Here is a 13,942-nt window from a genome sequence, read left to right as displayed (position 1 = left end):
TGTGAGAAACTCCGAAAGCCTGCCGCTATGTACTTGTGCAATAACGGCAGGCTACGAAGAAATTACCAGCGGTAGTGTGCGAAGGCCTTGTTGGACTCGGCCATCTTGTGAGTGTCTTCGCGACGCTTCACAGCGGCACCGAGACCGTTGGACGCATCCAGGATCTCGTTCATGAGACGCTCGGTCATGGTCTTCTCGCGGCGGAGCTTTGAGAAGCCAACGAGCCAGCGCAGAGCCAGAGCGGTTGCGCGGCCTGCACGAACCTCGACGGGGACCTGGTAGGTCGCGCCGCCAACGCGGCGTGAGCGAACCTCGAGTGAAGGCTTGACGTTGTCCATTGCCTTCTTGAGGGTTACTACGGGGTCTGCGCCGGTCTTCTGGGCAACGCCTTCGAGGGCACCGTAAACGATGCGCTCAGCGGTTGACTTCTTACCGTCCAGCAGAACCTTGTTGATGAGCTGGGTAACCAGCGGTGAGCCGTAAACGGGGTCGTTTACGAGGGGACGCTTAGGAGCGGGACCCTTACGAGGCATTACTTCTTCTCCTTCTTTGCGCCGTAGCGTGAACGAGCCTGACCGCGGCCCTTAACGCCCTGGGTATCCAGTGCGCCACGTACAATCTTGTAACGAACACCGGGGAGGTCCTTCACACGACCACCGCGAACGAGCACGATGGAGTGTTCCTGAAGGTTGTGGCCCTCACCGGGGATGTATGCGGTAACCTCGACGCCGCCGTTGAGCTTAACACGTGCGACCTTACGCAGTGCTGAGTTCGGCTTCTTCGGGGTGGTGGTGTATACACGGGTGCATACGCCACGCTTCATGGGGTTGCCCTTAAGTGCGGGCGCCTTGGTCTTAACGACCTTGGGTGCACGGCCCTTACGGACCAACTGCTGAATTGTAGGCACTTGTTCTCCGTTTGGTATCGGTGGCCCCGTTAGGAGCTACCGGTTTACTTGCCTTCTGTCACTTGGGATAAGCGCAAAAGAAAATCTTCATGACTTAGCAGGAGCCCAGACACAACAAAAAATGGCATTTAGGCCTCAAGATCGCTGGTCGGGCTGAGTGCCCGGGCGAACAAGGCCAAAGGACGGTGTCCATTCTGCCATTGGTTCTTATGTACTGCTCAGAACGTGTCTGTGCGGGCAGTAGATACTACTGCTAAGTACTCCAGGTACTACTCTAGCTGGTTAGAAAGGCTTAATCTACCCCCTGCGTGCTCTGGGGGCAGCTTTAAGCTCTTTAATCGGGTGATGTCTGGCACTTAAGGCTTTTAAAAGCGCAAGGACGCCGGCGCTCCCCTCCCCTGCCAGGGGAAAGGGGTTGCCGGCGTCCGCGTCCTGAAGGAACCTGCCCGCCTAGCTGACGGTGAAGTTCTGGGTTGCCCCGGTGAAGGGGGTGATAGTACCGACACCGTTCTTGGAGTCCCCGTGGTAGAGAATCCGGTAGGTACCGGGAAGTGCGTCAGCGGGAATCTGCCATTCGATGGTTACGCGGGACTGGGCTGCCAGGTGGCGTTTCCAGTGGAAGCGGGTGGCCGGGTCGTTATCGCCGGCAACGGTCACCCACTGGTTACCCTCTAGACGCTGCACTTCAAGGTAGCTGGAATTGAGCTGCTGGTCGTTGTTGGGGTGGGCACCCACAAAGAGGGCACTGACGGTTGCGCCCCGGGCCGTGTTGGCGGGCTGGGTGAGCACCTTACCGTAGTAGTGGCCAGCGCCGGGCAGGTCGTACCAGACCTTACCCACGGCGCTCTTCATGGGGGTGCGCACGGAAGGCTTATCGCCCAACGGCAGCTCCGTGCCATCACGGAGGGAAGTCGCCACGGTGTTGAGGGTCTGACGGAAGGCCCCCATGGTGTTGATGCCAAAGACAGTAGCACCACCCTCGTACTGCTGAGAAAGATATTCCTGCGGGGTGGTCACATAGTGACTGTAGGCGTTGGTGTAGCCCTGCACGATAATCTGCGACTCGTCAACGCCCAGCAGGGCTGCCATATCCTGGCGGTACTGTACGCCGACTGCGCCGTTGTGTTCACCGGGCATACCCAGTAGGTAGTAGTTGCCAAAGCGCATGACCTGCACCGGCAGCTTCTGCTGCACCTTCTCGTGGACGGCAAGCAGGTTGGCCTTGGGGTACTGGCAGGCACTCAGGCTGGCAGATGAGCTGTAGGCCAGCCAGTTGAAATCGCTCCAGACCTTGTTCGCGTTAGCCCCCTCATTGAAGCCTGCCGCACCGGGGCCGTCCTCCACGCTGCCGGCGGCGAAGGGGGCACCGAGCGAGGCGTTACAGGTGGAACCTGCATAGCCGGTGCCCGTCCACCGGGCATCCACCTGCACCTTGGAGAAATCTACATACGTAATGCGGGAATCCAGCCCCTGCCCCACCGGGGTACCGGCGCTGGCGAGCTGGGTGCGGACGGCGTCCGCCTGCTTGGTTCCCTGAATCTCAAGGTTGGTGAACATGTCGTTGGTGGGGCCCATACCCGGTTGCAGCTGGGTGTTGGGTGAGACGTCACCGGTGTTGCTGTTGGCAAAGGCCGCGATGAAGGCATCGTCCTCGGAACCCGCGTTGAGGTTCACCCCGTGATCAACAGTTTCGAGCAGGTACTGGGCGTAGCCCTTGTTATCGGATGAGACCAGGGTGTTTTTGTTGGTGAGGGAGGTGGGGTGGATAGCAAACCAGTTGAGGACGGCGCGGGTCACCCCGTCGTGCTCAAATCGGAAGGTGGTGCTGGTAGGGTCTACCCCGTCGATCAGCGCATCGGTGAGGTTAGCCGGGTCTTGCTCCAGGGCCACCGCCGAGCGGTTGACGCCCACACCGGTGAGCTGGCTACTAGAGACCGTCACGTTACCGGGGGCAAGGTCAGCCAGTGCCTCGCGGATAGCCTGCATAGACCCGTTGACCTGGTTGTTAAAGGTGGGCTCGTTGAAGCCCAGGGTTGCCAGGTTGTACAGTACATCCTTACTCACACCGCCAGGGGTAGCATGACTGTGGGAGGCTGTAATCATAATGTTCGCTTCGGTGAACTCGGGGCCGAGCTCCGTCTGAATACGGTTCACCAGTTCAGCGCGAATACTGTTCCAGGCGCTTAGAGCATCGAGTACCACAATCAGGTTGCGGGAGCCGCTAGCAGGGTCAATGACCACGAAGGCGCGGGCGTACTGGCGGGTATGAATACCCGAGCCCTTTTGGGTGTCGGTACCGTAACCTACGAAGGCCACCTCTGCGACCTCACCGGTGATATCGGCAACGCCCGCCCCGACCAGGTAGGGGTTCGTGGCGGTTGGCTGGGTGGAGTTCACCAGCTGAGCCAGGCTCTGGGCATTGACACCCGCTGGCGTTAGTTCAACGTCGGCCTGGGACGGAATCAGATAGGCCCCGGCAGCTAGCGATAGGGCAGCCCCAAAGACGCCAAGTTTGACCCCTACATGTCGTGATAGTTTCATTCAACCCTCAAAGTGTGCGAAAGGTGAGCAGCTGAGGCCGCTCAAGTGTGCTCAAATAAGCCTACCGATGAGACAGCCATCTAGCTAGCTAGGCTTACCCAGCGATTCGTGGTAGAACGGAAGAGCTTTACTCGTAGACAAAGGACAGCCCCGTGAGCACACCCCAAGAGTCATACCTGGTCGGGTTACTGGGAAGCGGTATTACAGCTTCCTTGACTCCCCCGTTGCACGAGTTTGCGGCCGATCGAGCGGGACTGCGATATCTTTACCGTCCCATTGACCTTGATGCTTTAGGCCCTAGCCAGCGGGCAGCTGGCGCCCTGCCCATCGGTGAGCTCCTACACTGGGGCTTTGATTTTGGCTTCAACGCTTTCAACATCACCTTCCCCTACAAGCAAGCGGTACTTGAGCACCTGGATGAGGTGTCGGACGCCGCCGCCCGCCTGGGGGCTGTCAATACGGTGGTAGCACAGGAAGGTAGGCTTCTGGGCTATAACACCGATGTCAGTGGTTTTGCCTCGGCTCTGGGTCAGGGCCTCGCACCTGCCCCCGGCGATCTGAGAGAGGTCACCCAGCTAGGTGTGGGTGGTGCGGGGTCTGCCACCGCAGATGCCCTCCTCAGCCTAGGAACTAGAACGCTCAATCTATTTGACCTCGATACTCAAAGGGCTATAGCCAAAGCCCAGCAGCTGGCCGAGCTCTACCCGGGCGCAACCGTCCGCGCCGTCACGGAGGATGAGCTAGCTGCTGTTCTTGCTGCCTCTACCGGCCTGGTCAACGCCACCCCTATCGGTATGCACCATCACCCCGGCACTCCCCTACCCCTGGACTACCTGCACCCACAGCTCTGGGTCTTCGACGTCATCTACCTACCGCAAAACACACCGCTGATACAGAAAGCCCGTTCTATAGGGTGCAGGGTACTACCCGGCGGGATTATGGCAGTGGGACAGGCAGCCGATGCCTTTGAACTCATCACCGGCCTGAGCCCAGACAGGACAGAACTCCTTACTCATTTCGAAAGGCTCCTGGTAGCACAGGGCAACCAGCTCACCTAAGGGTTCCCCGCAAACAGGCGCCTGTCCGTCCGCCTGTTCCTTCGCGCAGACTCAACATACACCTACAAGCAAGGCCCTCCCCCGCAGAAGTGCGGGGAAGGGCCTTACCTATACCGGGCTAACGGCGGACGGTTTACTTACCGAACTCGTAGTCATCCAGCGGAATAGCCTGGAACTCGGGGCTGATAGCACCCTCGTTGGTCTCGGCGTAGCTGAAATCATTGTAGGGAGTTGCGGTCTGAGCAAACAGAGCCTCGCGAGCCTCGTCGGTGGGCTCAACCTCGATGTCGTTGTACATGGCAAGGCCAGTACCGGCGGGGATGAGCTTACCGATGATGACGTTTTCCTTGAGGCCGACCAGCGGGTCTTCCTTACCTTCCATCGCAGCCTGAGTAAGGACGCGGGTGGTTTCCTGGAAGGACGCGGCAGACAGCCAGGACTCGGTAGCCAGTGACGCCTTGGTAATACCCATCATCTCGGGGCGACCTGAGGCAGGACGCTTACCCTCAGCCAGAGCCGCACGGTTGGCGTTCTGGAAGGCGATGTTCTCAACCAGCTCACCGGGGAGCAGGTTGGTCTCACCGGAGTCGATGACGGTGATACGACGCAGCATCTGGCGAACGATAACCTCAACGTGCTTATCGTGGATGCCTACACCCTGGGAGCGGTACACGCCCTGGACCTCGTCCACCAGGTGCTTCTGAGCCTCACGGGGACCGCGGATACGCAGGATCTCCTTGGGGTCAACAGCACCGGCGACCAGCTGGGTACCGACGGTGATGTGGTCACCTTCAGCAACTTCCAGGCGGGCACGACGCAGCACGGGGTAGGCTACCGGGTCATCGCCGTTATCGGGGGTGACAACGACCTTGAGGGACTTGTCGGTGTCCTCGATGGTAACGCGACCGGTGACCTCTGAGATCGGGGCAACACCCTTGGGGGTGCGGGCCTCGAAGAGCTCCTGAATACGGGGCAGACCCTGGGTAATATCGTCAGCCGATGCGACACCACCGGTGTGGAAGGTACGCATGGTCAGCTGGGTACCGGGCTCACCAATGGACTGAGCCGCGATAATACCGACGGCCTCACCAATGTCGACCAGGTTGCCTGAGGCCATGGAACGGCCGTAGCAGAGGGCACAAACACCAACTGCTGACTCACAAGTCAGGACGGAGCGGACGCGAACCTCTTCGATACCGGCCTTGAACAGGTCGTCAATGACGATATCTGAGACGTCTGCGCCAGCAGCAGCCAGTACGGTGCCGTCTTCAGCCACAACGTCAACAGCCAGAGCGCGGCCGTGGATTGAAGACTCGACGTTCTCGTGCAGGGAGACGTTGCCAGCGGCGTCCTTCTCGATCAGGGGCAGAGTCAGGCCGCGGCGGGTGCCACAGTCGTGCTCGCGCACGATGACATCCTGAGAAACGTCGACCAGACGACGGGTCAGGTAACCGGAGTTTGCGGTACGCAGCGCGGTATCTGCCAGACCCTTACGAGCACCGTGGGTTGCGATGAAGTACTCCAGAACCGACAGGCCTTCACGGTAGGAAGACTTAATCGGGCGGGGCATAATCTCACCCTTGGTGTTGGACACCAGACCACGGATACCTGCAATCTGACGAACCTGCATCCAGTTACCGCGTGCACCCGAGGTGACCATGCGGTTAATGGTGGTGTTCTTCTCGGCCAGGTTTTCCTTCATGGCCTCGGCGACCTCGTCGGTTGCCTTGGTCCAAATGTCGATCAGTTCGGTACGGCGTTCGACGTCGTCGATCAGACCCATGGCGAACTGGGATTCGATGTTGGCTGCCTGCTCCTCGTAGCCTTCCATAATGGCGGGCTTGGTGGGGGGCGCTGCGATATCGGAGACCGCAACGGTCACACCTGAGCGTGAAGCGTAGTAGAAGCCGGTGTTCTTGAGCGCGTCAAGGGTCTTGGCTACCACGTGCATGGGGTACTTCTCAGCAAGGTCGTTGATGAGGGCACCCAGGGACTTCTTGTCGGCAATACCGGTGTACCAGGGGTAGTCGGCGGGCAGGGTCTCGTTGAAGATGACCTGACCGACGGTGGTTTCTACCAGGACGGGCTGACCGGGCTCGTAGCCTTCGGGGGCTTCCCAGCCCTCGTAGGGTACGAAGTCGTCCAGCACGATCTTGACCTTGGTGTAGAGCTCAATCTCGTGGCGGTCCATGGCCATGATGGCTTCTGCGTAGGACGAGAACAGGCGGCCTTCGTTCTTCTCACCGTCACGGGCGGTGGTCAGGTGGAAGAGACCGATGATCATGTCCTGGTCAGGTACCGCAACGGGGCGGCCGTCTGAGGGCTTCAGGATGTTGTTGGAGGACAGCATGAGGATGCGGGCCTCGGCCTGAGCCTCGGGTGACAGGGGCAGGTGGACTGCCATCTGGTCGCCGTCGAAGTCAGCGTTGAATGCTGAACAGACGAGCGGGTGCAGCTGGATAGCCTTACCTTCGACCAGCTGGGGTTCGAAGGCCTGAATACCCAGGCGGTGCAGGGTGGGTGCGCGGTTCAGCAGCACGGGGTGCTCGGTGATGATCTCTTCGAGGACGTCCCACACCTGGGGGCGGAAACGCTCGACCATGCGCTTAGCAGACTTGATGTTCTGGGCGTGGTTGAGGTCCACCAGGCGCTTCATCACGAAGGGCTTGAAGAGCTCCAGAGCCATCTGCTTGGGCAGACCACACTGGTGCATCTGCAGGGTGGGGCCACCGACGATAACGGAACGACCCGAGTAGTCAACGCGCTTACCGAGCAGGTTCTGACGGAAGCGGCCCTGCTTACCCTTGAGCATGTCAGAAAGTGACTTCAGGGGGCGGTTACCGGGACCGGTGACGGGGCGACCGCGACGGCCGTTGTCGAACAGGGAGTCAACAGCTTCCTGCAGCATGCGCTTTTCGTTGTTCACGATGATCTCGGGAGCACCAAGTTCCAGCAGACGCTTGAGGCGGTTGTTGCGGTTGATGACGCGACGGTAGAGGTCGTTCAGGTCGGAGGTCGCGAAGCGGCCACCGTCGAGCTGCACCATGGGGCGCAGTTCCGGCGGGATGACGGGAACGTAGTCCAGTACCATACCGAGCGGTGAGTTGTCGGTGGTCAGGAAGGCATTGACAACCTTCAGACGCTTGAGGGCGCGGGTCTTCTTCTGGCCCTTGCCGGTCTGGATGATGTCCTTGAGAGCCTCTGCTTCAGCTTCCATGTCGAAGTTCTCAAGACGCTTCTTGATTGCTTCTGCACCCATGGAGCCTTCGAAGTACATGCCGTACTTGTCGACCATGCCACGGTAGAGAGCCTCATCGCCTTCAAGGTCGGCGACCTTGAGGTTCTTGAAGCGGTCCCAGACGCGCTCGAGCTGCTCGATTTCGCGTTCTGCGTTCTTGCGGACGGACGCCATCTGGCGCTCGGCTGCGTCGCGCAGCTTGCGCTTTTCGGCGGCCTTGCCACCGTCAGCCTCGATCTTGGCGAGTTCCTCTTCGGTTTCGCGAGCGATCAGGTTGATGTCGGCTGCGAGCTGGTCCTGCAGGACCTTCTTGTCGCGGTCGTGGGCGGCCTGCAGGTTGGGCAGGTCCTCGTGGCGGGCTTCTTCGTCCACATGGGTAATCATGTAGGCGGCGAAGTAGATGATCTTTTCCAGGTCCTTGGGAGCCAGGTCAAGCAGGTAGCCCAGGCGTGAGGGTACGCCCTTGAAGTACCAGATGTGGGTCACGGGAGCCGCCAGCTCGATGTGGCCCATACGCTCGCGGCGCACCTTGGCACGGGTTACCTCTACGCCACAGCGCTCACAGATGATGCCCTTGAAGCGTACGCGCTTGTACTTACCGCAGTAGCATTCCCAGTCGCGGGTAGGGCCGAAGATGCGCTCGTCGAAGAGGCCTTCCTTCTCGGGCTTCAGGGTTCGGTAGTTGATGGTTTCGGGCTTCTTAACCTCGCCGTAGGACCAATCCAGGATGTTCTGGGAGGTCGCTAGGCCAATACGCATCAAACCAAGTGAAGATTCGTTGGACATTTGGTCCTTATCTCTTTCCTAGTGTTTTGAAGTCTTGTTCGAACAGATGGGAGGGTTTAGACCTCTTCGACAGAGCTGGGCTCTGCGTGGGACAGGTCGATGCCCAGGTCATCTGCTGCTCGGAAGCCTTCGTCTTCTACATCGCGCATTTCGATGGTCTTACCGTCGGTTGAGAGAACCTCAACGTTCAGGCAGAGGGACTGCATTTCCTTGATCAAGACCTTGAAGGACTCGGGCACACCGGGTTCGGGGATGTTCTCGCCCTTGACGATGGCTTCGTAGACCTTCACGCGGCCGTGAACGTCGTCAGACTTGACAGTCAGGATTTCCTGCAGGGTGTAGGCGGCACCGTATGCTTCCAGTGCCCACACTTCCATTTCACCGAAGCGCTGGCCACCGAACTGGGCCTTACCGCCCAGGGGCTGCTGGGTGATCATGGAGTAGGGGCCGGTGGAGCGTGCGTGGATCTTGTCGTCCACCAGGTGGTGCAGCTTCAGGATGTACTGGTAGCCAACGGATACCGGCTCGGGGAAGGGCTCGCCGGAGCGGCCATCGAGCAGGCGGGCCTTACCTGAGCGGTTGATCAGGCGGTCGCCGTCGCGGTTGGGGTTAGCGTGGTCCAGTAGCTCGAAGAGTTCCTCTTCGCCGGCACCGTCGAACACGGGGGTTGCGACGTTGGTGGGGCCGGTTTCCTTGGGGAAGTTGTGGAGCTTGTCCAGCCAGGCGGGGTTGCCCTCGATCTTCCAGCCCTGCTTAGCCAGCCAGCCGGTGTGAACTTCGAGTACCTGACCGATGTTCATACGACCGGGGACGCCCAGCGGGTTGAGGATGATGTCAACGGGGGTGCCGTCTTCCATGAAGGGCATGTCCTCGATGGGGAGGATCTTGGTAATAACACCCTTGTTACCGTGGCGGCCTGCCAGCTTATCGCCGACGGTGATCTTACGCTTCTGGGCAACGTAGACGCGCACCAGCTGGTTAACGCCGCTGGGCAGGTCTTCGTCGTCGGTTTCGCGGTCAAAGATACGGACGCCGATAACGGTACCGGACTCGCCGTGGGGAACCTTGAGTGAGGTGTCACGGACTTCGCGGGACTTCTCACCGAAGATGGCGCGCAGCAGGCGCTCTTCGGGGGTCAGTTCGGTTTCGCCCTTGGGGGTGACCTTACCGACCAGGATGTCGCCGGCCTCAACCTCGGCACCGATGTGGATGATGCCGCGCTCGTCGAGGGCTGAGAGCACCTCTTCGGAGACGTTGGGGATGTCGCGGGTGATCTCTTCGGCACCCAGCTTGGTGTCGCGGGCATCGATTTCGTGCTCTTCAATGTGGATTGAGGTGAGCACGTCGTCGGAGATCATGCGCTGGGACAGGATGATGCCGTCCTCGAAGTTGAAGCCTTCCCATGACATGTAGGCCACGAGTAGGTTCTTACCGAGTGCCAGTTCGCCCTTGTCGGTTGAGGGGCCGTCAGCAATCAGGCTGCGCTCTTCAACGCGGTCGCCCACCTTAACAACAACGCGGTGGTTGTAGCAGTTACCGGGGTTGGAGCGCTGGAACTTGAGGATGGGGTAGGAGGTGGTGGTGCCATCATCGTTGCGGACGACAACCAGGTCAGCAGAGACCTCGGAGACCACACCGGCCTTCTTAGCGACAACGGAGTCACCGGAGTCAAGAGCCGCGTAGCGTTCCATACCGGTACCAACGACAGGTGCCTCTGATTCGAGCAGGGGCACAGCCTGACGCTGCATGTTAGCACCCATCAGTGCTCGGTTAGCGTCGTCGTGTTCCAGGTAGGGAATCAGAGCGGTTGCCACAGACACCATCTGGCGGGGGGAGACGTCCATGAACTCAATCTCGGAGGCGTCTACCAGCACAGCTTCACCAGAGCCGTCGCCTGCACGGCAGAGGACCTGCTCTTCGGCGAAGGTCATGTCTGCGTTCAGGGGCGCGTTAGCCTGAGCGATGGTGTTGCCCTTTTCGTCATCGGCGGTGAGGTACTTGACCTCGTCGGTGACCTGACCGTTCTTGACGATACGATAGGGGGTCTCGATGAAACCGAAGGGGTTGATGCGGGCGTAGGTTGCCAGCGAGCCGATCAGACCGATGTTGGGGCCTTCAGGGGTTTCGATGGGGCACATACGGCCGTAGTGGGAGGGGTGCACGTCTCGCACTTCCATGCCTGCGCGGTCACGGGAGAGACCACCGGGGCCCAGAGCTGAGAGACGACGCTTGTGAGTCAGACCTGCCAGCGGGTTGTTCTGATCCATGAACTGGGAGAGCTGGGAGGTACCGAAGAATTCCTTGATGGAGGCAACCACGGGGCGGATGTTAATCAGGGTCTGAGGGGTGATGGCCTCGACGTCCTGGGTGGTCATACGCTCACGAACGACGCGCTCCATGCGGGACAGACCGGTACGAATCTGGTTCTCGATCAGTTCGCCCACGGCGCGGATGCGGCGGTTACCGAAGTGGTCGATATCGTCAACGTCAACGCGGATGTCGACTTCCTGGCCGTCGCGGATGCCCTTGATGCTGGTGCCACCTGCGTGCAGGGTGACCAGGTAGCGAATCATGGCTGCGATGTCGTCCTGGGACAGCACTGATGCTGAGGGGTCGTTGACGGGGGTGTCGATGCCGAGCTTGCGGTTGACCTTGTAGCGGCCGACCTTTGCCAGGTCGTAGCGACGGGGGGTGAAGTACATGTTGTCCAGCAGGTTCTGGGCAGCATCAACCGTCGGGGGTTCGCCCGGGCGCAGCTTGCGGTAGATGTCAAGCAGGGCCTCTTCGCGGGTCTGGACGGTGTCCTTCTCGAGGGTGGCGCGGATGGAGTCAAATTCACCGAACTCAGCCAGAATCTTGGCTTCGCTCCAGCCCAGGGCCTTGAGCAGGGTGGTGACTGACTGCTTACGGCGGCGGTCCAGACGGACGCCTACCTGGTCACGCTTATCGATTTCGAGTTCGAACCAGGCACCGCGGGAGGGGATAATCTTCGCGGTGTAGATGTCCTTATCGGAGGTGCGGTCGGCGGTCTTTTCGAAGTAGGCACCGGGTGAGCGAACCAGCTGGGAAACAACGACGCGCTCGGAGCCGTTGATGACGAAGGTGCCGGATTCGGTCATCAGGGGGAAGTCACCCATGAACACGGTCTGCTGCTTGATTTCGCCCGTGTTGTTGTTCATGAATTCGGCCTTGACGTACAGGGGAGCTGCGTAGGTCGCATCGCGATCCTTGCACTCTTCCATGGTGTACTTGGGGTCGGCGAATTCGGGATCGGAGAAGGACAGGGACATGGTGCCCTGGAAGTCTTCGATCGGGGAGATTTCTTCGAAGATGTCGGCAAGACCTGAGGTCTGGCTGACGGAGGTATCGCCGGTTTCTGCTGCTACAGCTGCTTTAGCTGCCCAGCGTTCGTTACCGACGAGCTGATCAAAGCTGTCGAGCTGGAGCGCGAGCAGGTTGGGAACCTGCAGGGGCTCAGCAATTTTTGCGAATGAGATTCGGCGCTGCGAACCTACGCCGTTAGCGGCTTCAGTATTAGAGGTGCTCGAGGCGACCAAGATTGGATCCTTCCACAGACATGTCTGTTCGTACCCGCTCCCCCACCAGGGGCGGTACACTCAAGGACCCTTTGAAAAGGCAAACTAGCCTGTTATAGCACCTGTGCCGTGCTGGGATAGTGGCTAGATTGATGTTCGGGGTACTGGGGCGTACTTAAAACCTGTTACAACCTGCCCACCGCTATATGAAGGCACAGAAGATTAGGGAAGCGCAAATATTCATGCTACAGCAAAACATTTGCGCTGTCTATACCCAATCTCTGCAACTTTTGCAAACTCCGGCTAGCACTCCACCACGTTGACGGCCAGGCCACCCATGGAGGTTTCCTTGTAGCGGTGCGACATATCTTCGCCGGTCTGGCGCATGGTTTCGATGACCTGGTCCAGGGAGACCCGGTGCTGGCCGTCCCCGCGCAGGGCCATCTTGACGGCGGTAACGGCATTGGATGCTGCCATGGCGTTGCGCTCAATGCAGGGAATCTGCACCAGGCCACCGACGGGGTCGCAGGTCAGACCGAGGTTGTGCTCCATGGCAATTTCGGCGGCGTTTTCTACCTGCTCGTTGGTGCCGCCCATAACCTGGGCAAGACCGGCTGCGGCCATGGACGAGGCGGTGCCTACCTCACCCTGGCAGCCCACTTCGGCTCCAGAGATGGAGGCCCGCTTCTTGTAGAGGGCCCCGATGGAGGCGGCAGCTAGGAAGAAGTCAACCACGGCGTCATCGATGACCTTTTGGCCGCGGTGGCGCACTGCGGGCACGTAGTTGAGGGCGTAATGCAGCACAGCCGGGATAATGCCGGACGCCCCGTTGGTGGGGGCGGTGACGATCCGCCCGCCAAAGGCGTTTTCCTCGTTGACGGCCAGGGCGATGAGGTTAACCCAGTCAATGGCGAACTCGGGTGACTTCTTAGGGTCTTCTGCCAGCAGGTCTCGGTGCCACTGGCCAGCACGGCAGCGCACTTTAAGCGGGCCGGGCAGGTAACCCATTCGCTCTAGAGACGAGCCAATGCATTCCTTCATAACCTGCCGAATATGCAAGATCCCGGCGCGTACTTCGCTCTCGCTGCGCTCGGTCTTCTCGTTTTCCATCTTGAGCTGGGCGATGGACAGGCCCGCACTATTGGCCATGTCAAGGAGCTCTTCGCCCGACCCGAAGGGGTAAGGAGCCTTAGATAGCCCGGTGGAACCCGATGATTCTTCGTTTTCTTCAACGATGAACCCGCCGCCGATGGAGAAGTAGGTGCGCTCTAACAGTAGGCTCTCCCCCGCGTAGGCGGTGACCTTGATACCGTTGGTGTGGCGGGGAAGTACGGTGAGCGGACGCAGGGTGATATCGGCTTCCTTGTAGGCCAGGACGGGCCCGCTCACCTTGGTTGTCTCGGGGCCGGGGGCACCGGACTCGAAGGCTGCCGAGGGGTAGCCTGCCAGGGGCAGGGTACCGTCCACCTGGTTGCGGTCCATGAGGGCCTCGGCGGCAGCAATGTCGATGGTTTCGGGCACGAAACCAGCCAGCCCCTTAATGGCTGCGCTCATGGTGCCGTGCCCGGCGCCGGTGGCTGCTAGAGAGCCGTAGAGGTCGATATGGACCCGGGTGACGTCCTTGAGTGTGCCTACGTCAATCAGTTCGGCGATGAACCGGTTGGTGGCTCGCATCGGGCCCACGGTATGGGAGCTGGAGGGGCCAATACCGATGGAGAACATCTCGAAGACAGAGATGTCATAGTCCAGGGCTTCTGCTTTGGTCTGCGCTTCTGAATGGGGCGGATCAGAAAGGTAGTCGGGGGTGTCGTTGAGGTCCATCGGTGATGCTCCTGCGGGGTGTCAAGGGGGCCTAGGTCAGAAAGAACCCTGTGCT

At 60.0% G+C, this 13,942-nt stretch carries 7 protein-coding genes; 1 reads left to right on the top strand and 6 read right to left on the bottom strand.

The features are described 5' to 3' along the window. Positions 1 to 62 precede the first annotated feature (62 nt). From rpsG to ACED88_RS01470, 3 genes are all read right to left on the bottom strand, one after another. Positions 63 to 533, bottom strand: coding sequence for a 30S ribosomal protein S7 (gene rpsG, locus ACED88_RS01480; protein ID WP_135012878.1), 471 nt, complete (start codon positions 531 to 533; stop codon positions 63 to 65). Further along, entirely contained in the window at positions 533 to 907 is a 375-nt protein-coding gene (rpsL, locus tag ACED88_RS01475; protein WP_083090707.1) for a 30S ribosomal protein S12, read from the bottom strand. Before rpsL ends, rpsG begins: the two co-directional genes overlap by 1 nt. A 450-nt stretch (positions 908 to 1,357) precedes the next feature. Continuing rightward, positions 1,358 to 3,448: a neutral/alkaline non-lysosomal ceramidase N-terminal domain-containing protein gene (locus ACED88_RS01470; RefSeq protein WP_449107452.1), complete on the bottom strand. Its 2,091-nt coding sequence runs from the start codon at positions 3,446 to 3,448 to the stop codon at positions 1,358 to 1,360. 152 nt (positions 3,449 to 3,600) lie between these two features. On the opposite strand from ACED88_RS01470, the gene ACED88_RS01465 reads away from it, so the two are divergent. Next, positions 3,601 to 4,506 (top strand): shikimate dehydrogenase, encoded by a 906-nt coding sequence (locus ACED88_RS01465; protein ID WP_449107451.1) that lies wholly within the window; start codon positions 3,601 to 3,603, stop codon positions 4,504 to 4,506. A gap of 133 nt (positions 4,507 to 4,639) precedes the next feature. On the opposite strand, the gene ACED88_RS01460 is transcribed toward ACED88_RS01465, so the two are convergent. The 3 genes from ACED88_RS01460 to ACED88_RS01450 all read right to left on the bottom strand — a co-directional run bounded on the left by ACED88_RS01460 (position 4,640) and on the right by ACED88_RS01450 (position 13,887). After that, on the bottom strand, positions 4,640 to 8,530 hold the full coding sequence (locus tag ACED88_RS01460; protein ID WP_237237621.1) for a DNA-directed RNA polymerase subunit beta': 3,891 nt from the start codon (positions 8,528 to 8,530) through the stop codon (positions 4,640 to 4,642). Between the two features lie 56 nt (positions 8,531 to 8,586). Beyond that, positions 8,587 to 12,087, bottom strand: coding sequence for a DNA-directed RNA polymerase subunit beta (gene rpoB, locus ACED88_RS01455; RefSeq protein WP_237185973.1), 3,501 nt, complete (start codon positions 12,085 to 12,087; stop codon positions 8,587 to 8,589). A 282-nt stretch (positions 12,088 to 12,369) separates the two neighbouring features. Then, on the bottom strand, positions 12,370 to 13,887 hold the full coding sequence (locus ACED88_RS01450; protein WP_449107450.1) for an L-serine ammonia-lyase: 1,518 nt from the start codon (positions 13,885 to 13,887) through the stop codon (positions 12,370 to 12,372). Positions 13,888 to 13,942 lie beyond the last annotated feature (55 nt).

The sequence above is a fragment of the Rothia sp. 11273D007AR genome, from assembly GCF_053547255.1.
The sequence above is the reverse complement of the archived record's forward strand: the minus strand, read 5'-3'. Positions and strand labels throughout refer to the sequence as shown.